Origin of the sequence: Candidatus Nanosalina sp. VS9-1 (genome assembly GCF_047555085.1) — an archaeon.
GTDB lineage: Archaea > Nanohalarchaeota > Nanosalinia > Nanosalinales > Nanosalinaceae > Nanosalina.
This window is the reverse complement of sequence record NZ_CP180230.1, coordinates 247,002-267,784: the sequence shown is the minus strand read 5'-3', so window position 1 is coordinate 267,784 and position 20,783 is coordinate 247,002. Positions and strand designations below refer to the sequence as shown.

28 protein-coding genes are annotated in these 20,783 nt (G+C 45.9%); 20 read left to right on the top strand and 8 right to left on the bottom strand.

Annotation, left to right across the window (positions count from 1 at the left end; translation table 11 throughout):
* Window positions 1–42 precede the first annotated feature (42 nt).
* The 7 genes from rpsB (at window position 43) to infB (ending at window position 4,540) form a co-directional block, all read left to right on the top strand.
* A complete protein-coding gene (gene rpsB / locus ACK3SF_RS01580; RefSeq protein WP_414838072.1) occupies window positions 43–666 on the top strand; it encodes a 30S ribosomal protein S2 in 624 nt (207 codons plus the stop codon).
* Between the two features lie 129 nt (window positions 667–795).
* Entirely contained in the window at window positions 796–1,512 is a 717-nt protein-coding gene (locus ACK3SF_RS01575) for a hypothetical protein (RefSeq protein ID WP_414838071.1), read from the top strand.
* 26 nt (window positions 1,513–1,538) lie between these two features.
* Window positions 1,539–1,769, top strand: coding sequence for a hypothetical protein (locus ACK3SF_RS01570; protein WP_414838070.1), 231 nt, complete (start codon window positions 1,539–1,541; stop codon window positions 1,767–1,769).
* Window positions 1,770–1,875: 106 nt separating this feature from the next.
* A complete protein-coding gene (gene rpl7ae, locus ACK3SF_RS01565) occupies window positions 1,876–2,253 on the top strand; it encodes a 50S ribosomal protein L7Ae (protein WP_414838069.1) in 378 nt (125 codons plus the stop codon).
* Window positions 2,254–2,296: 43 nt separating this feature from the next.
* Entirely contained in the window at window positions 2,297–2,473 is a 177-nt protein-coding gene (gene rps28e / locus ACK3SF_RS01560; protein WP_414838068.1) for a 30S ribosomal protein S28e, read from the top strand.
* 7 nt (window positions 2,474–2,480) lie between these two features.
* Window positions 2,481–2,636 carry a hypothetical protein gene (locus ACK3SF_RS01555; protein WP_414838067.1) on the top strand — a complete coding sequence of 52 codons (156 nt, stop codon included), beginning with the start codon at window positions 2,481–2,483 and terminating at the stop codon, window positions 2,634–2,636.
* Between the two features lie 146 nt (window positions 2,637–2,782).
* Window positions 2,783–4,540, top strand: coding sequence for a translation initiation factor IF-2 (infB, locus tag ACK3SF_RS01550; RefSeq protein ID WP_414838066.1), 1,758 nt, complete (start codon window positions 2,783–2,785; stop codon window positions 4,538–4,540).
* A gap of 1 nt (window position 4,541) precedes the next feature.
* On the opposite strand, the gene ACK3SF_RS01545 is transcribed toward infB, so the two are convergent.
* A complete protein-coding gene (locus tag ACK3SF_RS01545; protein ID WP_414838065.1) occupies window positions 4,542–5,012 on the bottom strand; it encodes a hypothetical protein in 471 nt (156 codons plus the stop codon).
* Between the two features lie 81 nt (window positions 5,013–5,093).
* Between ACK3SF_RS01545 and ACK3SF_RS01540 the strand changes: the two genes are divergently transcribed.
* Window positions 5,094–6,275, top strand: coding sequence for a hypothetical protein (locus ACK3SF_RS01540; RefSeq protein WP_414838064.1), 1,182 nt, complete (start codon window positions 5,094–5,096; stop codon window positions 6,273–6,275).
* A gap of 151 nt (window positions 6,276–6,426) precedes the next feature.
* On the top strand, window positions 6,427–6,573 hold the full coding sequence (locus ACK3SF_RS01535; RefSeq protein ID WP_414838063.1) for a ribbon-helix-helix domain-containing protein: 147 nt from the start codon (window positions 6,427–6,429) through the stop codon (window positions 6,571–6,573).
* Between the two features lie 67 nt (window positions 6,574–6,640).
* Here ACK3SF_RS01535 and ACK3SF_RS01530 read toward each other — a convergent pair whose 3' ends face one another.
* Window positions 6,641–7,516, bottom strand: a complete 876-nt coding sequence (locus ACK3SF_RS01530; RefSeq protein ID WP_414838062.1) for a hypothetical protein — start codon at window positions 7,514–7,516, stop codon at window positions 6,641–6,643.
* A gap of 86 nt (window positions 7,517–7,602) precedes the next feature.
* On the opposite strand from ACK3SF_RS01530, the gene ACK3SF_RS01525 reads away from it, so the two are divergent.
* On the top strand, window positions 7,603–9,429 hold the full coding sequence (locus ACK3SF_RS01525) for an ATP-dependent DNA helicase (RefSeq protein ID WP_414838061.1): 1,827 nt from the start codon (window positions 7,603–7,605) through the stop codon (window positions 9,427–9,429).
* Here the strand turns inward: ACK3SF_RS01525 and ACK3SF_RS01520 are convergent.
* On the bottom strand, window positions 9,426–9,941 hold the full coding sequence (locus ACK3SF_RS01520; protein ID WP_414838060.1) for a hypothetical protein: 516 nt from the start codon (window positions 9,939–9,941) through the stop codon (window positions 9,426–9,428). The two genes, ACK3SF_RS01525 and ACK3SF_RS01520, sit on opposite strands and share 4 nt — an antisense overlap.
* 82 nt (window positions 9,942–10,023) lie before the next feature.
* Here ACK3SF_RS01520 and ACK3SF_RS01515 point away from each other — a divergent pair, with 82 nt between their 5' ends.
* Window positions 10,024–10,422, top strand: a complete 399-nt coding sequence (locus ACK3SF_RS01515) for an adenylyltransferase/cytidyltransferase family protein (RefSeq protein WP_414838059.1) — start codon at window positions 10,024–10,026, stop codon at window positions 10,420–10,422.
* On the opposite strand, the gene ACK3SF_RS01510 is transcribed toward ACK3SF_RS01515, so the two are convergent.
* Window positions 10,419–10,898: a hypothetical protein gene (locus ACK3SF_RS01510; protein WP_414838058.1), complete on the bottom strand. Its 480-nt coding sequence runs from the start codon at window positions 10,896–10,898 to the stop codon at window positions 10,419–10,421. The two genes, ACK3SF_RS01515 and ACK3SF_RS01510, sit on opposite strands and share 4 nt — an antisense overlap.
* Window positions 10,899–11,023: 125 nt before the next feature.
* Between ACK3SF_RS01510 and sufB the strand changes: the two genes are divergently transcribed.
* Both sufB and ACK3SF_RS01500 read left to right on the top strand, forming a co-directional pair.
* Window positions 11,024–12,424 carry a Fe-S cluster assembly protein SufB gene (sufB, locus tag ACK3SF_RS01505; RefSeq protein WP_414838057.1) on the top strand — a complete coding sequence of 467 codons (1,401 nt, stop codon included), beginning with the start codon at window positions 11,024–11,026 and terminating at the stop codon, window positions 12,422–12,424.
* A gap of 118 nt (window positions 12,425–12,542) precedes the next feature.
* Window positions 12,543–13,634 carry a SufD family Fe-S cluster assembly protein gene (locus ACK3SF_RS01500; RefSeq protein ID WP_414838056.1) on the top strand — a complete coding sequence of 364 codons (1,092 nt, stop codon included), beginning with the start codon at window positions 12,543–12,545 and terminating at the stop codon, window positions 13,632–13,634.
* Between the two features lie 208 nt (window positions 13,635–13,842).
* Here ACK3SF_RS01500 and ACK3SF_RS01495 read toward each other — a convergent pair whose 3' ends face one another.
* Window positions 13,843–14,070: a hypothetical protein gene (locus ACK3SF_RS01495; protein WP_414838055.1), complete on the bottom strand. Its 228-nt coding sequence runs from the start codon at window positions 14,068–14,070 to the stop codon at window positions 13,843–13,845.
* Window positions 14,071–14,162: 92 nt separating this feature from the next.
* Here ACK3SF_RS01495 and ACK3SF_RS01490 point away from each other — a divergent pair, with 92 nt between their 5' ends.
* The 5 genes from ACK3SF_RS01490 (at window position 14,163) to ACK3SF_RS01470 (ending at window position 16,142) form a co-directional block, all read left to right on the top strand.
* A complete protein-coding gene (locus ACK3SF_RS01490) occupies window positions 14,163–14,561 on the top strand; it encodes a DUF2178 domain-containing protein (protein ID WP_414838364.1) in 399 nt (132 codons plus the stop codon).
* Complete coding sequence (locus ACK3SF_RS01485) at window positions 14,562–14,966, top strand: hypothetical protein (protein ID WP_414838054.1); 405 nt, start codon at window positions 14,562–14,564, stop codon at window positions 14,964–14,966.
* A gap of 71 nt (window positions 14,967–15,037) precedes the next feature.
* Complete coding sequence (locus tag ACK3SF_RS01480) at window positions 15,038–15,280, top strand: hypothetical protein (RefSeq protein WP_414838053.1); 243 nt, start codon at window positions 15,038–15,040, stop codon at window positions 15,278–15,280.
* Window positions 15,281–15,285: 5 nt separating this feature from the next.
* Window positions 15,286–15,486: a helix-turn-helix transcriptional regulator gene (locus tag ACK3SF_RS01475; RefSeq protein WP_414838052.1), complete on the top strand. Its 201-nt coding sequence runs from the start codon at window positions 15,286–15,288 to the stop codon at window positions 15,484–15,486.
* Window positions 15,487–15,503: 17 nt separating this feature from the next.
* Window positions 15,504–16,142, top strand: a complete 639-nt coding sequence (locus tag ACK3SF_RS01470) for an SdpI family protein (protein ID WP_414838051.1) — start codon at window positions 15,504–15,506, stop codon at window positions 16,140–16,142.
* Here ACK3SF_RS01470 and ACK3SF_RS01465 read toward each other — a convergent pair whose 3' ends face one another.
* Complete coding sequence (locus ACK3SF_RS01465) at window positions 16,143–16,532, bottom strand: PadR family transcriptional regulator (RefSeq protein ID WP_414838050.1); 390 nt, start codon at window positions 16,530–16,532, stop codon at window positions 16,143–16,145.
* 94 nt (window positions 16,533–16,626) lie between these two features.
* On the opposite strand from ACK3SF_RS01465, the gene ACK3SF_RS01460 reads away from it, so the two are divergent.
* On the top strand, window positions 16,627–18,165 hold the full coding sequence (locus ACK3SF_RS01460) for an MATE family efflux transporter (RefSeq protein WP_414838049.1): 1,539 nt from the start codon (window positions 16,627–16,629) through the stop codon (window positions 18,163–18,165).
* 7 nt (window positions 18,166–18,172) lie between these two features.
* On the opposite strand, the gene ACK3SF_RS01455 is transcribed toward ACK3SF_RS01460, so the two are convergent.
* Entirely contained in the window at window positions 18,173–18,724 is a 552-nt protein-coding gene (locus ACK3SF_RS01455) for a TetR/AcrR family transcriptional regulator (RefSeq protein WP_414838048.1), read from the bottom strand.
* Between the two features lie 93 nt (window positions 18,725–18,817).
* On the opposite strand from ACK3SF_RS01455, the gene ACK3SF_RS01450 reads away from it, so the two are divergent.
* Entirely contained in the window at window positions 18,818–20,002 is a 1,185-nt protein-coding gene (locus tag ACK3SF_RS01450; RefSeq protein ID WP_414838047.1) for an aminotransferase class V-fold PLP-dependent enzyme, read from the top strand.
* Here the strand turns inward: ACK3SF_RS01450 and ACK3SF_RS01445 are convergent.
* Entirely contained in the window at window positions 19,989–20,723 is a 735-nt protein-coding gene (locus ACK3SF_RS01445; RefSeq protein WP_414838046.1) for a hypothetical protein, read from the bottom strand. The two genes, ACK3SF_RS01450 and ACK3SF_RS01445, sit on opposite strands and share 14 nt — an antisense overlap.
* Window positions 20,724–20,783 lie beyond the last annotated feature (60 nt).

Genomic DNA, 20,783 nt, shown 5'->3' with positions numbered 1-20,783 from the left:
GGTCGGGGGCCTTATTTAATATTTGCCTCCAACAATCTCGGTATGGGCGATGAAGAAGAACTACTGGTTGAACGTGAAGAATACTTGAAGAACGGAGTCCATATTGGAACCCGGTCACAGCACGTTGACATGGATGATTATATTTTCCACGTCAAGAAAAACGGTCTTGCGATTCTTGACCTGAATAAAACTGATGAACAGATAAGAAAAGTGGCAGAGATCCTTGCGGATTACAGCCCTGAAGAAATACTTGTAGTAGGAAGGAAGGAAGAAGTTTACCAGCCTATCAAGACTCTTTCAGAGGTTCTTGGCACAGACAGCGTTAACGGACGCTTCATGCCTGGAACACTGACAAATCCACGCTCCGACAACTTCAAGGAGCCGGAGATCGTACTTGTTACAGATCCTGAAGAGGATGGACAGGCAATCACAGAGGCCTCAGATGTTGATATCCCTGTAGTGGCTATCGCTGACTCTGAGAACAGTCTTGACGATGTTGACTACGTTATCCCTGCTAACAACAAGGGAGAGAACGCTGTCGGCATGGTATTCTGGCTTCTTGCCCAGCAGATCAAGGAGGCTAACGGAGAGAAGCTGGATGCGAAGCTTGAGGACTTTGTCTCAAGTTACTCCGAGGAAGAAGACGGAGAGGCCGCAGAGGCCTAGAAAACTTTTTTCTTTCCCACTTTCTAATCCAACATCTACTTGATTTTTCTACGAAATTTTCAGTGATTTCTCCTGTAACAGGGCGTAATATTTAAACCGGTCTAGCACCCATTTTCTGTTAGAGCTGCTATGTTCAATTTTGGATCTGACGACAAGGAGGAGCTTGAGGAAAATATGCAGGAAATCAAGGGAATGATTCAGGGAGACAAGAAGCGTCAGACTCAGCAGGATCAGGGATTCGATGGATTTGACGATTTCGGAAGTTCTGAAGAAAATAACGATAATAACAACCAGAGTCAGGGACAGACACCGCAGTTCGTACAGGAAAACAGTAATCAACAGGATAACACGCAGAGTTCTCAAAGCCAGATGCAGCAGCCTCAGTCCAGACAGAACATGAACAGTACAAGTCAGGGCCAGGCCTCTCAGGCACAGGAGCCATCTCCGGCTTCTCAGCCGCAGCAACCGGCTCGGAATCAGCAGAGTCAGGGACAGACGCAGAGCAGTCCTCAGGCCTCCAGCTCTCCGCTAGCTGACAGTCCTATCCAGAATGAGAGTTCTCAGGACTCGGACAGTTCACGGAAAGAAGTTATACGTTCCGAGCCAAAGGATACAAGGCCTGAAAGCAGCGAGCCGCTGTTCCTGCGTGAGGAGCAGTTCCGTGATGTGCGGGAGATGATTGAGGAGATGGGATATCTGGCTCAGGAGCTTCAGGGCAATCTTGATGATATGAGGAAGACTGTGCACCGTGAGAAGGAAAATTCGCGGGATGTACGTGAGCTTATAGAGGCCTACAGTGAGAGGCGTGGAGAGATCGAGAAATCTATCAAGACGGCGGAGAAGTAAAAACTTTTCTCGCGTAAGGGTATCTTATGAGTCGTGAAGAAGTTAAGGAAGCACTGGAAAATTTTCGTGAAGAGGCCTCTAGTATAGAGGTAATGCGTTTTCTCAGGGATGAGCTTGTGGATGAGATGAATGATTTCCCTGTTGAGGATTCCGACTCCAATGAGCATCAGTTGAACATGGTTATCCGTGGTCTTGAGGAGGACTTGGATCTGATTGAGAATCGGAAGCTTGGTGACTGGGATCCTGAAAGCGTGTAGCGATACAACGGATTTTGACTTGATTAAATGGGTATAAAAAAGTTCCAGTCGACTGTATTCTTTACATAGCCTTGATGATCAAGGGCGTGAAAGGTGTTATCAAAAAATGGCTTACCAGAAATTTGAACCAGGCGATCAGCTCGCCGACGATACTTACAACGCAGTAGAAAAAGCTAGAGATACCGGAAAGATTGTCACCGGTACAAACGAAGTAACGAAGACTATCGAGAGGAACGAAGCAGATCTCGTTGTCGTAGCCGGCAACGTTGATCCTGAGGAGATCGTTATGCACATCCCGGCACTTGCCGAGGAGAAGGATGTTCCTTTCACTTTCGTCCCTGACAAGGAAGAGCTGGGAATTGCAGCAGGCGTCAACGTTCAGGCTGCTTCAGTTGCAGTAACTTCTACAGGTAATGCAGGAGACGAGATCGAAGACGTTCAGAGAAAAGCACAGGAACTGCTCGAAGCAGAGGAAGAGGAGTAAAAATCCTTTCCTATAAAGGTACAAAAGAGGACTGAAAAATCAGATGGTAGCAGCTAAAGTAATCGAGGTCATCGGAGAACAGGGCCACAGAACGGTCAGGAAGATCAGATGCAGGATTATCGAGGGAAGTGAAGAAGGAAAGATTCTTGTAAGAAACGCAAGAGGCCCTATCCGTGAAGACGACGTAGTCCACATCAAGGAAACGGAGATGGAAGGGTGATCTCTAAATGGTAGAATGCGAATACAGCGGCGAAGAAATCAGGCCTTCTGAAGGCATTATGTACGTAAAGAACAGTGGAGAAAGGCTCTACTTTGCTTCCAGCAAGCATTTCAAGAACTGGAAGAACGACCGCAATCACAAGTACGCGTCTCGAGAGGAGTAGAATCGAGACCACCAACATATTCTTCTTATCTATTTTTCTCTAACTCGTTAAATTTTCTCCAGAGGCCTTGCATCGAATTTTTTCTGTTGTTCTCTGCTGGGCAGGTATTTAAAGCTAAAGTTAGATGGTGTTCTTAGTGATGTTTAATGCCTCGTCAACCTATTCTCTCTGTTCTCGGCCACGTAAATGCAGGTAAAACAAGTTTTCTTGACGCCATAAGAGAGTCACGTATAACGGAGGGTGAGGCAGGTCAGATAACACAGATGATCGGAGCCACAGAAGTTCCTCTTGAAACACTGGAGGATGTCTGTGGAGGCCTTCTGAATCAACTGGATACGGAGATAGAGATTCCGGGAATTATGTTTATTGATACTCCAGGACATGCTGCGTTCTCATCTCTCAGGAAGAGAGGTGGCTCAATCAGCGACATCGGTATACTGATGATAGATATACAGGAGGGAATTCAGCCTCAAACTGAAGAGGCTATCGACATACTGAAGAACTCCGGAACACCTTTCATTGTGGCATTAAACAAGGTAGATACCGTCAACGGCTGGAACACTGACAGCGATCTTTTCACAGAAGGTATGAGAGAGCAGCAGGACCACGTACAGCAGCAGGTTGATCAGAGGATCTACGAGATAATGGGAGAGCTGAACGATCACGGAATCGTATCAGACAGGTTCGACCGTGTCGACAACTTCCAGGAGAAAGTTGCCATAGTACCTATATCAGCTGAAACACACGTAGGAATCCCTGAACTACTTATGGTAGTTACAGGACTCAGTCAGAACTATCTCAGCGACGAACTTGATATACATGAAGGAATAGGAAAAGGAACAGTACTTGAAGTCTCCAAAGAAAAAGGAATGGGGACGACCGCAGACGTTATACTCTACGACGGAATTATGGAAAGCGATGACACCGTAGTTTACGGTACATCCGATGGAGTGAAAGAAACAGAGATAAGAGCGCTTCTTGAACCAAGGCCTCTTACAGAGATTCGTGAGGATAAACATTACTCGGAGACAGACAAAGTTGAGCCAGCAGCAGGAGTGAAGATCTCTGCAAAAGATTTTGAAGGAATAATCTCAGGCGCACCGATAAGAACGGCCTCTGAAGGAAAAATCGAGGAGGCAAGAGAGGAAGTGGAGGACGAACTTGAATCACTGTCCTATGAAACTTCTACACACGGAATAGTCGTTAAAGCTGATTCCCTCGGCTCCCTTGAGGCCTTGATGACAGAGATCGAGGACAAGGATATACAGGTGCAGAAGGCTGAAGTCGGGCCTGTCAACAAGAGCGACATAGTTAAAGCCGAGGACGAGGAGTCAGAGCACCGTGCGATCTTCGCCTTCAACGTAGGCGTCACAGATCAGGCTCAGGAAGCCCTGGAAAAAGACAAGGTAAAAGTCTTCCAGAGCAAAGTTATTTACGAAATACTTGACGGCTATACAGAGTGGAAACAGGATTTAAAGGAAAAAGAGAGAAAGGAGAAGCTGGAAAGTGTTTCAAGGCCTGCAAGAATACGTCTGATGCCAGATCACGTTTTCAGATCCTCCACTCCTGCTGTAGTAGGATGTGAGATAGTTAACGGAGTACTTACATCAGGTTCAAAGCTTATGACTCCTGAAGGCGACGTTATCGGCTCTGTGAAAAGTATTCAGGAGCAGAACGAAAGTATAGATCAGGCCTCTAAAGGTGACGAAGTAGCTGTCTCGATCTCAGGAGCCACAGTCGGAAGAAACGTTGATGAAGGCGATATACTGGTAACAGACATCAACTCAGATGATTACAGAGTGCTTCAGGAGCTTGAAGATCTATTGAGTAGCGGGGAGAAATCTGTTCTTGATGAGATAGTTGAAGTCAAGGACAGGAAGAATCCTCACTGGAAGCTGGGATGACTCAGAATTTTTCGGCCAGATCATCAAACATTTCTCTGACTGTGCCACGGGCCTCGTCAAGATCCTGTAGCACCAGTGTTTCTACAGGATGATCGAACTCTATATCTTCTATATCTGCTATTTCTGAGTAAAGCTGTGCGTACTGGATCAGGTGTGTCTTTTCGTATCCTGTGCCGAATCTTCCGAGTTCTTCGATGAACTCTCTGAATGTTTCCTCTCTGTTGTCGAAGAAAGTGTCGTTAGGCCTCGAGTATTTTCTTGATAGAAGGCCTGAAAGTCCGAAGCTTGCTCTCATGTACTTGTTACCGGATTCGAAATCCTTGTCTATGGGATAGAAATTTAATCCGTACTGCTGTTCCAGTTGTTGTGAGATATCTTCTTGAGCTGTATCCATGAGGCCTTCTGTTATGTCCTCGACGTATCTGTATATTTCCCGCTGGTAAGTTTTTCCTGGATCCGGATTTTCCGACATTGAATTTTTATTGGAAAGTTACTCTTGAATCAGTTTTCCTGTATCGGAAGGTTCTAATTATTCACGTTCCTGTTAAGATACATGGGCTACGGCAAACTCGCAAAAGGGATGAGTGAGGACGAGGCCCGCAGGAAGCTGGAAAGAGTTATGCCTTCACAGGAACGGAAGAAAAGCTTTCAGGGCCTTTCTCCTCCAAGTGTGTTCATCGGTTCTCATAACTATCCAAAAGTGAATACTGGTGTTCTGTCGCCCCAGCAGCAGACGGATTCCCAATTGATGGATTCTCCTGACAAATGGTACCGTGAAAACTACTCTATCGAGAAAGTGGCCTCTCTGAGGACTTCTCTTGTGAACTCGAAGAGAAAGCTGAAGGTGAAAGACACGGATACATTCCTAGATAACACCCGGGAGATCGCTATGGCCAGGAAACCTGTCGATATAGAAGTCGATCTCAGTAAGAGGCCTAACGCCAGTATCAGCGGTGGAAGAGCTGCGCCTGTTTCTGCCTCAGGTGATATAGAGAGGTTTCAGCTGGGAGAGAATCCGACTGTAGCACGGAAAGTTGAGAAGGCCTTTTACGATACCGATTTGAAGGCTGAGACAGGTGTTAAGGAGCTTTACTCTAAAGGCGTTGATAATTACAAGATTCAGCAGTCACTTTCCACAGGTATGCTGGGAGAGGAAGAAAATAGAGAGCTTGTTCCTACACGCTGGAGTATTACGGCGACGGACGATATGATCTCCAAAAAATTGCGTGAAAGAGTGAAGCATTACAATCAGATCGATAAAATCGAGTACTATCGAAACAGTTACGTTGGAAATAATTTCCATATCTTTCTGATACCCGGGAAATGGGAGTACGAGCTTATGGAGTTCAAGCGCTCCGGCTCCGTATGGAACGCGGCGAAAAACACGTACATCGCACAGAACTACGAGCCATACAGCGGGAGAACCAGTTACGCAGAGCAGACAGCCGGGGCCTTCTACGCAACCAGACTAGGCCTTATGGAGTATCTTGATGAACGAGGAAAACAGGCGAAGGCTCTTGTCCTGAGAGACGTTACACCAGACTACTGGGCACCTCTGGGAGTCTGGGTGATACGAGAGACAGTCCGGAACGCGTTCACAGAGGAGGCCGAAGAAATCGAGACGTTCGAAGACCTGAAGTACAGGGTAAGCAACGAGTTCCGATACCTGTACAACAGAATCAGGAGAAGAAGCAAGATGCTGGAAGGCCGACAGTCAACACTCACCGACTTCTAGAAAATTTCTGTAATACAGAAATATAGAGGCCTTTACACAGATTTTACAGGAAAATTTGCATAGTATTCCCCAGAAAAAGTTTTTCTGTAATACAGATCTAGAAAAGATTTATATGTAGAGGACTTTCAGTATTACATATGGGTAGGGCTTGATGGCAACGGTCTCTGTAAGACTCTCTGATAGTTTGAATGAAGAACTTGACAGGAAAGTTGAGAACGGAGTCTTCAAAAACAAGACTGACGCTTTTCATGAGGCCGTCAGACTCCTCTTGAAGGAGTACGATGACTTCGAGCTCTAGCCTCCCCCTCCCCCCCCTTCTTTTCTGATCCAGACGAGTTCAGAGGCCTTCAGAGATAGTCGATGAACTATTTTTTCAGGGCAGTGTAGACTTCCATCTTGTAGCTGTACAGGTATACCTGGAAAGGCATAGATACAGCGACCATTACAGCTACTGCCATCAATGCCAGAGCGATTAGAGGCAGTACGAAAATCAGGGATAACTCTGTCAACATCAGAACTATTACAGCCGGAACTGCGAACATGAGGCCTGTAAATCCTGCTGCCGTCGCAACTGCCACGCCTATAGCTGCTGTGAGAACAATTCTTACGATAATGTAGACCGCAACTTCTTTCCATTGAGGCCTGAAGTCTCTATACACAGTTCTGATGGATTCCAGAAGTCCTTGATCGCTTTCCAGCATTTCAAGCAGAACAAAGTCTCTTAAAAGCAAATCAAAGACCGCCAGCGCTATGAAAATCGGTATCAACAACAGCAGAGACAGTAGGCCTAGCAGAGGATTTATCGCAAATATTAGTACTGCCAGTCCGGATACTGTTACAGCTGTAATTAAGACAGCTATCCTGTATGCCATGTATCTCAGGCCTCTGCCTGTATTTTCTTTGAAGTAGCTCCAGAGCTTTGCTTTTTTAGTTAGAATAGTCTTGAAAAGTGCGAACTCGGCTATACTGTTCAGAAGCATGAAGATGAATCCCAGTGAGATTATGAGGCCTGCTATAGCGATTACAAGATTTGAGATCTGTGGGGAAGGCGTGTACATCATTCCCTGATGCATCCCTGTGTTCGGCGTGTATGATGTCTGGAGGAATGCCGTGCTGAGGCCTGAGCCTGTTAGAAATGTCAGGAAAGTTAGTTTTGCCCAGAAGCCTGGCTCGAAAGGTAGCAGTAGTTCTCTTGTCTGCTTTGCCGCCTCCTCTATTTTTTCTACTGCTGTCCAGGCCATATCCTTTTTACAGGCCTCTAATTTTTTACGTTTTTCCGGGGAGGCGGGTAGGTTTCTTATGGTTTCGCAATTCGTCTTATTCTTGTATGGAGCTCTTTCCTTTTGAAGAAGTTAGGGACAGTCAGAAAGAACTGATGGACGAGATACAGGAAACAATAGACGAAAGCAGTTCTCTTATCGCACATGCGCCAACAGGGCTTGGGAAGACTGCTGCAGCACTGACACCAAGCATCCAGGAAGCTCTGGAGAAAGACGAGACAGTGTTCTTCCTTACACCTCGACACTCACAGCACGATATCGCACTGGAGACAGTAAAAGGGATGAAAGAACGGCACGGACAAAACATAATTTCAGTTGATCTAATCGGAAAAAGCCATCTGTGTGAGGCAGATCCCGGTACAACAGCAGGAGAAGGCCCGGACTGCCCACGGTACAGCAAGACATACACAGATTCACACGAGCTTACAGAGAAAGCTAAGAACAAGATAAAGGCCCTGAAGCATCAGAACTTGAGAGCAGAAGAAGTTAAACAACGCTGCAAAGAGGTGTGCCCTTATGAAATCCTTATGCATATGATGCATGATGCAGACATAGTAATCGCCGACTATTTCCATGTATTCCATCCCATGGTGCGCGACATCGTTTTCGAAAAGGCGGATACAACTCTGGAGGATTCTATACTGATAGTTGATGAGGCGCACAATCTTCCATCGCGAACTCGCTCCCTGTTCTCCTTCACTTTGTCTATACCGCTTCTGAACGATGCTATAACAGAGACAGACAGATTTGGATACTACAACGAACAGGAGAAGCTTGAACAGCTTAAATCAGGCGTTGCATCACTTGGAGCCGACAAGCTAGGAATGGAGGAGCACGAGGCAGAGCTTGAAAAGAGTGACATAACAGATATCGTGGAGAGCTTCACTGAAATCGAAGATCTTATCGTAGAACTCGAGAATGTTGCCGAGGAAGTGCAGGAAGAAGAGGAGAGCAGTTACTGTGCCTCTGTTGCAGAGTTCTTGGAGAACTGGAAGGAAGGAGGCGATAAAGGATTTATCCGTTTCCTGAAACGTGAGCGATCAAGCAGCGGCGACAGATACATCAAAGTACGTTACTCCTGTCTCAATCCACAGATATCAACTGAGAAACCTTTGAACAAGGCCCATGCCAGCATACTGATGTCAGGAACGCTCACACCTCAGAAAATGTATGCCGATCTCTTAGGCCTCGAAAATGCACGCAAAGTAAGCTTTGAATCCCCATTCCCTAGCGAGAACGAGCTAGATCTTATAGTGCCTACTCTGACGACAAAATATTCGGAAAGAGGCGACGACATGATAGAAAAATACGCCTGGTACCTCAAGCAAAGCTTTGAATCCGTACCAGGAAACTGCGGAGTATTTTTCCCGAGCTATGCAATGCTGCACAAGATCAAGCAAGTTCTGAAGGACAGAACGGACAGAGACCTGTTCATAGAGAAAAGACGGATGGATAAAGAAGAAAAGCAGAAGCTCTTCGATGATTTTGCAGCGACGAAGGGAGAAGGAAACTCCGTGCTTCTTGGAGTAGCAGCCGGAAGCTTCGGAGAGGGAATCGATTTCCCGGGAGAGATACTGAAAGCAGTATTCATAGTCGGTATCCCTCTGAAGAGGCCTGATATCGAGACTCAGGGCCTGATTGATTTCTACGATGAAAAATTTGGGCATGGCTGGGATTACGGATACAGTTATCCTGCCATGAATACAGCTATACAGGCAGCAGGGAGATGTATCCGTTCCAAGACCGATAAAGGAGCTATTGTCTACATGGATGAAAGATATGACTGGAGTAACTACAGGAAAGTCTTCCCAAAAGACAAACAGCTGAGGAAGAGCCGTGCACCGTGGAAAGAGATAGAAGAATTTTTCAGTTAATCCATTGATTCATAGACGTAGATATGATCAAGCTCATTCGTCTGAAATTCATCTTCAGGATCTAGAGCATCATTCACAGCTTGCTTTAATGCGAACCATTGATCCTTGAAATCTTCACCGTCTCTTTCCGGATCATCTACCGATAACTGGATAAAACGTGTTCTGGAGGCCTCAGGATCGAAGTCCGTAGTAAAGGCCTCTGTGAGCTTTGAAAGATTGATTGCATCCTGATCGAAAATATCTTCGACGCTGTACGGCATATCATGGACAGTTACACGGAAAGGTAGAACGTCATCGTAAAGACCCATATCGGCCTCGTAGGTATGCATAGCGGACTCAGTTGTGGCTACAGCCGGGCCTCTGTTAGTAATCGCCTCCGGGCCTGTGAGCTGTATATCCATCGTATCTCCGTATCTTTCTCTGTAGGCCTCTTCTATCTGTTCGGCGTATTCAGTGCGGAAACTGTCAAGAACTTCAGTTCTCGATGCAGATCCCAGATCAAAATCACTCATTGGAATACTACTTGTTGATAACAAATAAAAACTGTTGTTTTTTCCGTAGTTCGATAAAGCTTCAGGCCTCAAATGAATATTTATGAAGACAGTGATGGCACAGGGTACTTTTGACATTCTTCATCCAGGACATCTGCATTACTTTGAGGAGTCAAAGAAGCTCGGGGACGAACTAGTTGTAGTCATATCCAGAGATTCTCGCCACGAGGACAGAAAAATTTTCCTCGATGAAAACGACAGGCAGAAAATGGTACAGGCCCTCGAAACTGTAGATAAAGCAGTTCTCGGGACAGAAGGAGACATCTACGAAACTGTGGAGAAAATAGATCCCGACGTAATAACTCTCGGCTACGACCAGAATCACAGCAAAGACGAAGTAAAGAAAATGGCTGAAGAAGCTACAGGCCACAAAGTCACCGTAAAACGCATAGAAGGCCTTGAAGACTTTTCGTCAAGCAAGATAAAAGATTTTCACAGCTAGAAAGGCCAGAGATTTTCTCTAGGCCATCTCCAGTCATCTATATCGAAATCAGGTACTTCCTGAGAGGCCTCTATCTCGGCGTCGTTTACAGGAATTCCTTCCTGCTGTTCAGCGACTTCCATGTTGTACTCTATTCTTTCCTCGGCATCTTCGAACTGCTGTATCCTGTCACAGAACATGTCTGAAAATTCAGAGGCCTTGACATCATCTCCATTCACATTGTAATGTCTGAATCCGTTCTGACTCTTCAGCTCCTGTGCCGCATAGGCTAGCTGTCCTACTCGCGCCTCAGAGAACATTAACACGTCCTGGGCAGTATTAACAGCATCCTGAATCTCTTCATCAGTTATATCTTCGCCCAGATACACCGGTACCCCGGAAAGGTTATCGCTCAGTCTGGTCGCCACATAGCCTGAAACTGCAGAAGTCAAGCTCTCTCTAAAATTCTCCATATACTCCTCTTCATCTGCCGCCATCCTGTAAAGCTCTTCAAAATCTGAAACAACAATCCCCTCTTTTTCTTTGTGACCTTCAGGTATTAAATCCTTTTTGCAGAAGCTTCAGCTCAGGATTTAAAGATTTAGGCCTACCTAAAGTAACTATGAGCAACGAGGAAATCCAGAAGAACCAGGAAAAGTTCGACCATATCACCGACGCAGAAATCAGCTACGACTCCGGAGAAGGCCTCTCAGAAGAAACAGTAAGAAAAATTTCCGAGGAAAAGGACGAGCCGGACTGGATGCTGAAAAAACGTTTACAGGCCTACGATCACTTCAAGAGGAGGCCTATGCCGGACTGGGGCCCGGATCTTTCAGATCTTGACTTCTCAGAGATCACGCCTTTCCGTGTGGCAGAGGGAGAACAATCCGATTCATGGGAAGAAGTGCCGGAAGAGATCAAAGACACCTTTGATCAGCTCGGAATCCCGGATGCAGAAAGAGAAGCTCTCTCCGGTGTCGGCGCACAGTACGAGTCCGAAGTCGTCTACCAGAACATGAAAGAAAAATGGGAGGAAAAAGGAGTAATCTTCTGCGACATGGACAAAGCAGTCCAGGAACACGAAGAGCTGGTAAAAGAATACTTCATGAACAAATGCGTCCCTCCACAGGACAACAAGTTCGCCGCCCTACACGGAGCAGTATGGTCGGGCGGAAGCTTCGTCTACGTACCGGAAGGCGTAGAAGTTGAGATCCCGGTACAGGCCTACTTCAGGATGAACTCGAAAGGAATGGGCCAATTCGAACACACACTGATCATCGCAGAGGAGAACTCAACCGTACACTACATAGAAGGATGTTCCGCACCTCAGTACACGAGAAACAATCTTCACTCTGGCTGTGTCGAGGTTTTCGTCAAGGAAAACGCTCACGTACAGTACTCAACAGTCCAGAACTGGAGTAAAAATACTTACAATCTGAACACGAAAAGAGCCAAGGTTTCAGGAAAAGGTACAATGGAGTGGGTGTCCGGATCAATGGGATCCAAAGTCACGATGCTCTACCCATCAAGCCATCTCAACGGAGAAGGCGCACGCGCCAATCATATCACAATTTCCTTTGCCGGAGACGGACAGGATATCGATACAGGAGCAAAAGTAGTACATAATGCGCCAAATACGAAGTCCACTATAGAGTCAAAATCTATCTCTCAAGGATCTGGCCGTACAAACTACAGAGGTCTTGTAAGAATACCTGAAGGATCTCATGGCTCAAAGACATCAATCGAATGCGACGCACTGATGTTTTCAGACGAAGCAACTTCCGATACAGAACCTTACATCGAGATCAAGGAAGACGACGTCGAGATGGCGCACGAAGCCACAGTAGGAAGAATCGGCGACGAAGAAATCCATTACATGCAAAGTCGTGGAATCGATGAGGAAGAAGCCAAAGAAATGATCGTAAGAGGATTCATCGAACCGATCGCTAAAGAACTCCCGCTTGAATACGCAGTAGAGCTTAACAGATTGATACAGCTTGAAATGGAGGGATCGCTCGGATGAGACGGATGTCGAAATCCGTGGATCTCAGAAAACGAAAATCCGCCAGAGATTTTCTTGAAGAAGATTTTCATAAAATCTTCGAATCTCTGATTTTCGTCGGGAGGACTAGGTGATAGAAATGAAGCTAGATACGATAAGAGACGAAGCAAGATCAAAGATCGAAGGCCTTGAAATGCCAGAAAGCATTCGAACACCGGGAAGAACGTGGACTCGGTACCCTGAAGGCCTTGAAGAAAAAATTACAAGTTCAGAAAGTATTGAGGCCAGTATAGAGACTGAAGGCGAAGTAAAAGTTTTTACAGGAGAAGAGGTCCTGAAAAAAGCCGGTAAAAAGGCCTTTGACCTGATCAAAGCAGATGAAAACAAATTGAACGCGATTCACGCGGCCAATATTAACTCTCTGATCTATGCAGAGGCTTCAGGCGAGTCGGAGCTGCATATCGAGTACAGTGAGGACAGGCCTGTGATGAGCCACTTAATCGTTGACGCAGAGAAAAACGCTGAACTGACTGTTACAGAGGAAACCGATAGCGAAGAGTTCAATACTTCTTTTACAGAGATCTATGTCGGTGAGAACGCTTCTGTAGAGTACGGCGCAGTTGAAAAACCAGAGGGATTTTCCTACAGCAGGAGAAAGGCCATCACAAAGAAATATGGTGCGATTAACTGGCTGAACGGAATCTTCGAAGGCGATCTGAACAGGACGAAGATCGAGACCGTTCTGAAAGGCGATAACTCGGAAACCGAGATGACAGGTGTCTGGTATCCTACAGGAGAACAGCACCACGATATCTCCCTACACGTCCGGCATATCGGCGACAATACGAAATGCGACATGGATTCAAGAAGCGTAGTAGATAATAAAGCAAGAAGCCTGTACGAAGGCCTGCAGAAAGTCGAGAGAACTGCAACCGATACATCCAGTTTCCAGGATCAGGAAACACTGATGCTATCCGATAAAGCAGAGTCAGACGCATCACCGAAACTTATGATCGAGAATCCAGATGTCGAAGCAAGTCACGCCGCAGCTGCCGGAACAGTCGAAAAAGACAAACAACACTACCTGGAATCCAGAGGCCTTAACGAGGATAAAGCCGAGAGACTGGTCGTAAAAGGATTTTTCGAGCCTGTTATGCGAGAGATCAAAGTGCCGAAGGTTAAAGAATCTATCAGAGCCGAAGTCCAGCGGAAACTGGACGAAAAAGAATAGAAAAAGAGCATAAGTCGCGATACCCAAAAATGTTTCATGAGTCGAAGGAACCTGTATATTTCCGGTCTTGTGGCCACGCTGGCTTCTTACGTCTTCAATCAGATAGCCTTTACTGGCAGCCTAAATCTTCTACACACAGCCGTGTAGTTATGGTTCCAGTCATCATGTTCGGATTTGAGAAGTTCATGGACTGGGCCGAACCGGAAAATTAATTCTCAACACGAATATAGGAACTCAGGAAAGCAGAGAGGCCTGCCAGTAGTCCAGATATTATTGCTCCTCCTGTCGCCATAGTATAGACAATATTTCCTGGATCTACACTTACAGTCAATGCAGCATAGTAATCCAGGCCTATATAAGTCAGTGGAGCAGCGATTATAACAGCTATCACTGCTTTCAAAACCGATTTCTTCAGGCCTCCACTCAAAAAATCCATACTAGAGATTCCTCGCCCAACTAATTAAAATTTTTTGTCAAGCAGACTTTACATTTAAAAATGTCAAGGACGCTTTACATCATGTGATCAGTATGGAACTGGAAAAATATGCTACAAAGAAGACGCATAAAATTACTTTACTGGCTGGAATGATAGCAGCTATAGGCCTGTTTGCCGCGGAGTTGTACATTGGAGCGGCTGTTGCGATAACTGCGACAGTAGGCCTCCTGTATTTGATAAAGAGAAAAAGTGAGACTCCGATAGAGGATGAACGCGATATCAGTATCGCCAAGGACTCGATATTCAAGGCCTTTACCTGGACAGGCGTGTTTCTCGGTATAGCCATGATCGGAATCTCAATAGCTCTGGGAACCGGCTACCTGGAAAGCTATCCCGATCAGGTTGCTCCATATTATCTGACTTGGGGTGCGATAATGCTGTTCGCTATTTTAATCGAGGCCTTGAAGCGTTTGAAGGAGGTGACTGATTAGATGGAATTTTCTGGAAGAATCGAGGGCCTAGATAGAGCTATTAAGCAGAATTTTATGATTTTTATCGGGGCCTTAACTGGCATGGTGGTCGCTGAGACCTTTCTCTCGACAGAAACCGGCGTCAGTCTTGTAGTGGCTCTTGGAGCAGTCATAGCCTTCAACATAGGAAATCTCGCAGCTAAGAAGATTAGAGATAAGCCAGGCTACGATGAAAGAGATATTCAGAACCTGGATCAAGGCCTGGCATACGGCTTCATAGTAATGACAACTCTTACAGGTGTAGGTATCGCCACAAGTCTTTCATTGTCAAAACCCGAGATATTGATAATATCTGTCGCTGCCGCAGTCCTTATTATGATCTGTAAAAATCTTCGACAAACAGGAATCAGAGGTCTCAAGAAATGAATCTGGCATCCAGATGTTCATATGCAGATCTCACCGAATATTCTGTACTATAATCTTGGAGGTGAAAAACAGTGAAAGGAGGAGATGAAAGAGAAAACAGGATTCATGCGGAAAGTGCGAGAAACGGCTTCATCGCGTACACTGCTGTGAATTTCAGTGTCTGGGCCTACAATCTTGTCTACATGGATCAGATTCAGTGGATTCTGTACTTCATGGCCTTTGGACCGTTCGCAGTGTTTATCCTCTCGATGATTTACTATCACTGGAAAGGACTGGAAAACGGGCTAAGCCTATCAAATCTCGGGTCTAACTAAACGTTATGGAGATCAGAAACCAGGTCAAAAAATTCCGGAAAAACCAGGATATCACACAGGCACAGCTGGCAAAAGAACTGGACGTCTCAAGACAGACCATCAACGCGATAGAGACAGGGAAATACGATCCCAGCCTGGAACTGGCCCTGAAGATAGCGGAGTTTTTCGATCAAAAGGTAGAAGAACTTTTCAAGTTGGAAAAATAAGATCAGGTACGAAAGTTATGGAGCTGGAAAAGCACGACTATATTTCAGGATTTACAGGCCTCCTGCTCGCAGCTATCACCATTTATGGATGGATCAATCTACCAGATCAGATAGCTATACATTTCAACGCTGCAGGACAGCCAGACAACGTCACTGGCAAGCTATTCGGACTCTTAATGATGCCTGCAATGTTTCTGGGTCTCTACAGCCTTTTCAAAGCTCTTCCACGCGTTGATCCTCTGGGAGAAAATATTCAGGATTTCAAAGAACAGTACCAGCTTATTATATCAGCAATCCTGGGATTCCTTACCTACATTCAGGCCTTGATAGTTTCCTGGAATCTAGGCTACTCTTTCAGCATCAGCCAGGCCCTTGTTCCCGGCATAGCAGCACTTTACTATATTATGGGCGTTGTGATTGGTGAGGCCCGGCAAAACTGGTTTATCGGTATCCGAACGCCGTGGACTCTCAGCGATGAAGAGGTATGGAAAAAGACTCATGAGAGATGCGGGCCTCTGTTCAAGGTTGCTGCAGTTATCACTCTTGTAGCAGTAATTCTTCCGGATTACTTCATACTGTTGACTGTGGCACCGGTGCTTGCAGTCTCGCTTTACTCGGTTCTCTACTCCTACAGAGAATACCAGAAACAGAAGTAGTCAGTAGTCGCCTAAAAACTCTTCAAGATCGTTCTGGCCGTGAACATGCTCGTAAACTTTCAGATACCCTTTAATCAGGTCTTCAAACTTTCCTTTTTTCTCCTTTGAGGCCTCTTCCAGTTTCTCACTGCCTTCATCAGTGATAGCAAAGTACTTCCTGTCGCCGGTTTCCAGGCCTTCTTCCTCAGCTTCTTCATCAGAAAGAGATTTGACGAGGCCTTCTTCCTCCAGTCTCTGAATCAAAGGATAGATAGTACCGTAGCTGGGACTCCAGTGGCCTTCGGTGATATCCTCGATACGTGAGACTATTTCATATCCGTAGGTCGGGCCTTCTTCACAGGCCTCCAGCACCATGAATCTCAGGACTTTGCCCGGGATTTTCTTTCCCATGAATCTTGAGCGTGGACGAATCTTTTTGTCGATTACGATTCGAAATGTTTCGATTCGATACAGGTTTTTAACTTTTTCAGAAGAATCTCACTACATGGTTCTATCCAAAATCAAGGACAATCTTTCGATCTCAGGCAACTGGTTCAAAGGCCAGTTCAAATCCAAAGAAGAGCTTGACCTCTTGAACGGGCCTGTCGGGAAAAATCTTTTCTACCTCTCGCTGCCGGTAATTGTAATCAATCTTCTTCAGACCGCATATAATCTGGCGGATACTTTCTGGCTGGGGCAGTACTCTGGAGAGGCCTTGACAGCGATAACTTTTGCCTTCCCTCTTGTATTTTTCCTTATCTCGCTGGGAATGGGCCTGGCGGTCGCAGGTAGCGTACTGGTAGCACAGTTCGAAGGATCGGGAAAAACTAAGAAACGAGACTACGCAGCATCTCAAACTATCGCTTTCTCTGCTTTAGCCTCTGTTATACTGGGCCTTTTCGGATACTTTTTCATCGGTGATATCGTAGGCCTCTTAGGTGCAAAAGGCGCTGTAGCAGCTTCAGCCTCAGGCTATCTCGAGATAATTTCGATCGGATTGTTCTCAATGTTCGGATTCCTGGTCTTCCAGTCACTGATGCGAGGATTCGGCGACACAGTAACACCGATGCTGCTGATGCTCGGAACAGTGATCCTAAACATCATAATAGACCCGCTTTTCATCTTCGGATTCTGGATTATACCGGAGATGGGAGTAGAGGGGGCAGCAGTCGCAACAGTACTTGCAAGAACACTATCGCTGTGCATCGGAATAGGCCTCCTGTTCAAAGGTATTAGAGGCCCACAGATCTCACTCAGCGAGATGGGGCCGGATTTCAGCTTCTTCAAGAAGATGATGGCGATCGGAGTCCCGGCGACAGTCGAAGGCGCAGGACGATCCATCTCAGTTAACGCACTGACAGCAGTCGTTGGATGGACGTTCGCAGGCCCAATCGTCGCAGGATTCGGAATCGGAATCAGAATTTTCTCAATGATCTTCCTTCCGGCCGCAGCAGTCGGCAGAGGAGTGGAATCAATGACAGGTCAAAACCTGGGAGCAGGAAACTATGATAGAGCAGGAGAGACGGCGAGAGACGGAGCAAAGTACAGCTTCCTGATACTCACAGGCCTTGGAATCCTTACATTCATCTTTGCTGATCAGATAGCAGGTGTATTCATCGGATCAGGGCAGGAGAACAGCGCTCTTATCGCAAGCACCGGTGCAGAGTTCCTGCGATACGTTGCATTCAGCTTCGGATTCATAGGAATCCTCAGAAGCTACAACGGCAGCTTCAGAGGAGCTGGAAAGACAGCTACAGCCGCAGTAATCTCAATCGCCACACTAGGCCTGATCAGACTCCCGATTGCGTACATCGGATCGATCAAGATCGGCACAACAGGTGTGTGGGCCGCATTCTTCATCTCGAATGTCGCAGGCGCAACTATCGCATATCTGTGGTACCAGAAAGGTACATGGCGTCAAAAAATTACGGACGACGATAAAGCACAGGGAGAAGTTGCAGAGGAGACTGAAGGATTCGGAGGAACCATTACAGAGAAGCTAGGAGGCCTGAAGCCGGAGCTACCGGACTTCTTCAGCAGTTAAAAAATTTTTAATTTGAAAGATTTTCTACAGTATCCTTTATCGTTCCTTTCATTTCTTGGAGGCCTTCTCTATCGCCTATGGAAACTTTCCTACTTGCTGCTCCTTCTACTGAGGAAAGAACTATCTCAGATATATCTCTGTTTTCAATTCCGATGCCTGAGAGTATCTCCTCCAGATTTTCAAGTATCTGTCTGTCCATCTGTCCGAATTTTTCCTTGAATTTTTCGTTGTGGGCTGCCTGAGCTCTCAACTCGAGGAAAGCTTTCTGGAACTCCCATCGCTCCTTTTCCTCCAGGCCCAGAGCCTTGTCAAGAAATGCGTCCAGTCTTTCCTCCGGAGATAGATCCATGATTTCTTCGTGAGTACTCTCCATATGATTCTGCATGTAGTCAAGGAAGGACAGCATCAAGTCCTCTTTATCATCGTAGTGATAGTAAATCAGCGACTTCCCTTTATCGAACTCATCAGCAATCTTCTGTATAGAAAGATCTGCATATCCATGCTCACAGAGCGCGCAGTAAGTCGCATCCATTATTTTCTGCTTTGAATCCTCCGCCATAATTGAGAGACATTTTACAATACTTATAGAACTTAGGTAACGTCAATGACACCAACAGTAACCTGAAAAGATCAGGCCTCCCAACAATACAACATGAAACCAGAAAAAATCAGGGAAGACTTCCCGATATTCGATGAAAGGCCTGAACTGGCGTATCTCGACAACGCAGCCACTTCACAGAAACCAGAATCAGTTATAGATGCCGTAGAGAATTTCTACAGAGAAAATAATTCAAATATTGGTAGAGGCCTTTACGAACTGGCGAACGATGCCACGCAGGCCTACAAGGATGCCCGGAGTAAGGTAGCAGGATTCATCAATGCAGACAGCGACGAAGTAATTTTCGTAAGGAATACTACTGAGGCAGAAAATCTTCTGGCCTCATCTCTTGATTTTGAAGGCGGTATCGTGCTTTCAAAGATGGCTCATCACTCGGAACAGCTGCCATGGCGCAGAAAAGCTGATGAAGAAGATAAAAATATAGAGTACCTTGGGACAGAGAACGGGAAGATCTCTATCAAATCCGCAAAAGATAAGATCGATGAAGATACAGGCCTTGTAGCTATATCTCATATATCAAATGTTTTTGGAGCTGAGAATCCCGTAGAAGAAATTATTGAGATAGCTCACGACAACGATGCTCTAGTTGTGCTTGATGCCGCCCAGAGTGCTCCTCACAGGCCTCTTGATGTCAAAGATATCGATGCGGATTTCGTGGCTTTCTCAGGCCACAAGATGCTGGGGCCTTCAGGAACAGGAGTGCTCTACGGTAAAAAAGAGCTATTGCAGGATATGAGGCCTTATCAGGTTGGCGGAGGAATGATCAACTCTGTTGAGCACGACGAAGTAAAGTATGCAGATGCTCCCGAAAGGTTCGAGGCCGGAACACCGAATGTTGCAGGTGCTGTAGGCCTTGCAGCTGCTGTCGAGTATCTTGAAGATATAGGTATGGAGAATGTTTCAGCTCACAGCAAGAAGCTTGCAGAGAAAATGATTGGAGGCCTTGAGGAGATCGAAGGTATCGACGTGATTTCTCCGGAGGGAGCGAATCTTGTTTCTTTCACGTGCGAGTACGCGCATCCGCACGATGTTGCAGAGGTTTTGAACCAGCATGGAGTTGCTGTGAGAGCCGGTCATCACTGTGCTCAGCCGCAGATGGTGGAACTTGATGTAAACGGTGCGACCCGGGCATCACCTTACATCTACAATACTGAAGAAGACGTGGAAAAATTCCTGGAATCAGTCCGAGAGGCCTCGGAAATCTTTAACGCGACGTGAGATATTGTAAAGTGTTTTTGATCTTGTTGAAGTCTCTTTTAGCTAAATTGTCGCGTGTAGTTTCTATTACCATGTCTCTCTTTGCTCTTGTTGTTACATAGTTTTCAAGGCTTTCTCCATAGTTCTCTTCAAATGCCTGTCGAAATTCTCTTCTCGTATCTTCCGGCAGCTGACTGATATTTACCGCCAGGCCTCTTAAATCGTCAGCTATATCTTCTTCTGAGGCATCGGCCTCAAACCACTCTGTATCCACAGCAGCGATATAGTTTTCATCACTGAAGCTGCAGTCCTCATAAATGAAGTTCTCGAGCCGACAGTCTCTAATCGCAAACCCATTTTCATGAGTTTCTTTTAGCGCCTCAGCAAACTTACCAGCTATATCCTCTACTTCTTCCCTATCACCTGATAAAACATATTCCTCTAAACTGGATCCTTGAACCATTTCAACTTCTTCTATGACGCCATCCGAGTGAATTATTTCTGGAACTCTGAAACCAATACCTCCACGATTTCTGTAGGCCTCTCTCGAGTTCTCGATTCTCTCATCTCCTTTCTGACCATAGCCTTCATCAAAAAAATTAGAGACATACTGCTGTACAAGAGGAGGGTCATTATACTTTCTTGCAACCCTATGTTTGCCTATAGAAACTTCATTCATATTCCCATCTTGAGGCTGCTTCGGCTGTTCAAGAAGCATCTCTGCATACTCCGATAGCTTCACAGATATCACGGCCGCACCAGAGAGTTAAGTATTTACCGGTTAGTTACAACAATTTCAGGT

What these genes read in the sequence shown, in the direction of transcription:
- ACK3SF_RS01500 (WP_414838056.1), top strand. Translation starts at nt 12,543, where the DNA reads ATGAAGCTAGATACGATAAGAGACGAAGCAAGATCAAAGATCGAAGGC.
- ACK3SF_RS01535 (WP_414838063.1), top strand. Translation starts at nt 6,427, where the DNA reads ATGGCAACGGTCTCTGTAAGACTCTCTGATAGTTTGAATGAAGAACTT.
- ACK3SF_RS01450 (WP_414838047.1), top strand. Translation starts at nt 18,818, where the DNA reads ATGAAACCAGAAAAAATCAGGGAAGACTTCCCGATATTCGATGAAAGG.
- ACK3SF_RS01470 (WP_414838051.1), top strand. Translation starts at nt 15,504, where the DNA reads ATGGAGCTGGAAAAGCACGACTATATTTCAGGATTTACAGGCCTCCTG.
- ACK3SF_RS01510 (WP_414838058.1), bottom strand. Translation starts at nt 10,898, where the DNA reads ATGGCGGCAGATGAAGAGGAGTATATGGAGAATTTTAGAGAGAGCTTG.
- ACK3SF_RS01575 (WP_414838071.1), top strand. Translation starts at nt 796, where the DNA reads ATGTTCAATTTTGGATCTGACGACAAGGAGGAGCTTGAGGAAAATATG.
- rpl7ae (WP_414838069.1), top strand. Translation starts at nt 1,876, where the DNA reads ATGGCTTACCAGAAATTTGAACCAGGCGATCAGCTCGCCGACGATACT.
- ACK3SF_RS01495 (WP_414838055.1), bottom strand. Translation starts at nt 14,070, where the DNA reads ATGGATTTTTTGAGTGGAGGCCTGAAGAAATCGGTTTTGAAAGCAGTG.
- ACK3SF_RS01485 (WP_414838054.1), top strand. Translation starts at nt 14,562, where the DNA reads ATGGAATTTTCTGGAAGAATCGAGGGCCTAGATAGAGCTATTAAGCAG.
- ACK3SF_RS01525 (WP_414838061.1), top strand. Translation starts at nt 7,603, where the DNA reads ATGGAGCTCTTTCCTTTTGAAGAAGTTAGGGACAGTCAGAAAGAACTG.
- ACK3SF_RS01555 (WP_414838067.1), top strand. Translation starts at nt 2,481, where the DNA reads ATGGTAGAATGCGAATACAGCGGCGAAGAAATCAGGCCTTCTGAAGGC.
- rpsB (WP_414838072.1), top strand. Translation starts at nt 43, where the DNA reads ATGGGCGATGAAGAAGAACTACTGGTTGAACGTGAAGAATACTTGAAG.
- ACK3SF_RS01460 (WP_414838049.1), top strand. Translation starts at nt 16,627, where the DNA reads ATGGTTCTATCCAAAATCAAGGACAATCTTTCGATCTCAGGCAACTGG.
- ACK3SF_RS01455 (WP_414838048.1), bottom strand. Translation starts at nt 18,724, where the DNA reads ATGGCGGAGGATTCAAAGCAGAAAATAATGGATGCGACTTACTGCGCG.
- sufB (WP_414838057.1), top strand. Translation starts at nt 11,024, where the DNA reads ATGAGCAACGAGGAAATCCAGAAGAACCAGGAAAAGTTCGACCATATC.
- ACK3SF_RS01530 (WP_414838062.1), bottom strand. Translation starts at nt 7,516, where the DNA reads ATGGCCTGGACAGCAGTAGAAAAAATAGAGGAGGCGGCAAAGCAGACA.
- ACK3SF_RS01515 (WP_414838059.1), top strand. Translation starts at nt 10,024, where the DNA reads ATGAAGACAGTGATGGCACAGGGTACTTTTGACATTCTTCATCCAGGA.
- rps28e (WP_414838068.1), top strand. Translation starts at nt 2,297, where the DNA reads ATGGTAGCAGCTAAAGTAATCGAGGTCATCGGAGAACAGGGCCACAGA.
- infB (WP_414838066.1), top strand. Translation starts at nt 2,783, where the DNA reads ATGCCTCGTCAACCTATTCTCTCTGTTCTCGGCCACGTAAATGCAGGT.
- ACK3SF_RS01465 (WP_414838050.1), bottom strand. Translation starts at nt 16,532, where the DNA reads ATGGGAAAGAAAATCCCGGGCAAAGTCCTGAGATTCATGGTGCTGGAG.
- ACK3SF_RS01570 (WP_414838070.1), top strand. Translation starts at nt 1,539, where the DNA reads ATGAGTCGTGAAGAAGTTAAGGAAGCACTGGAAAATTTTCGTGAAGAG.
- ACK3SF_RS01540 (WP_414838064.1), top strand. Translation starts at nt 5,094, where the DNA reads ATGGGCTACGGCAAACTCGCAAAAGGGATGAGTGAGGACGAGGCCCGC.
- ACK3SF_RS01490 (WP_414838364.1), top strand. Translation starts at nt 14,163, where the DNA reads ATGGAACTGGAAAAATATGCTACAAAGAAGACGCATAAAATTACTTTA.
- ACK3SF_RS01545 (WP_414838065.1), bottom strand. Translation starts at nt 5,012, where the DNA reads ATGTCGGAAAATCCGGATCCAGGAAAAACTTACCAGCGGGAAATATAC.
- ACK3SF_RS01520 (WP_414838060.1), bottom strand. Translation starts at nt 9,941, where the DNA reads ATGAGTGATTTTGATCTGGGATCTGCATCGAGAACTGAAGTTCTTGAC.
- ACK3SF_RS01475 (WP_414838052.1), top strand. Translation starts at nt 15,286, where the DNA reads ATGGAGATCAGAAACCAGGTCAAAAAATTCCGGAAAAACCAGGATATC.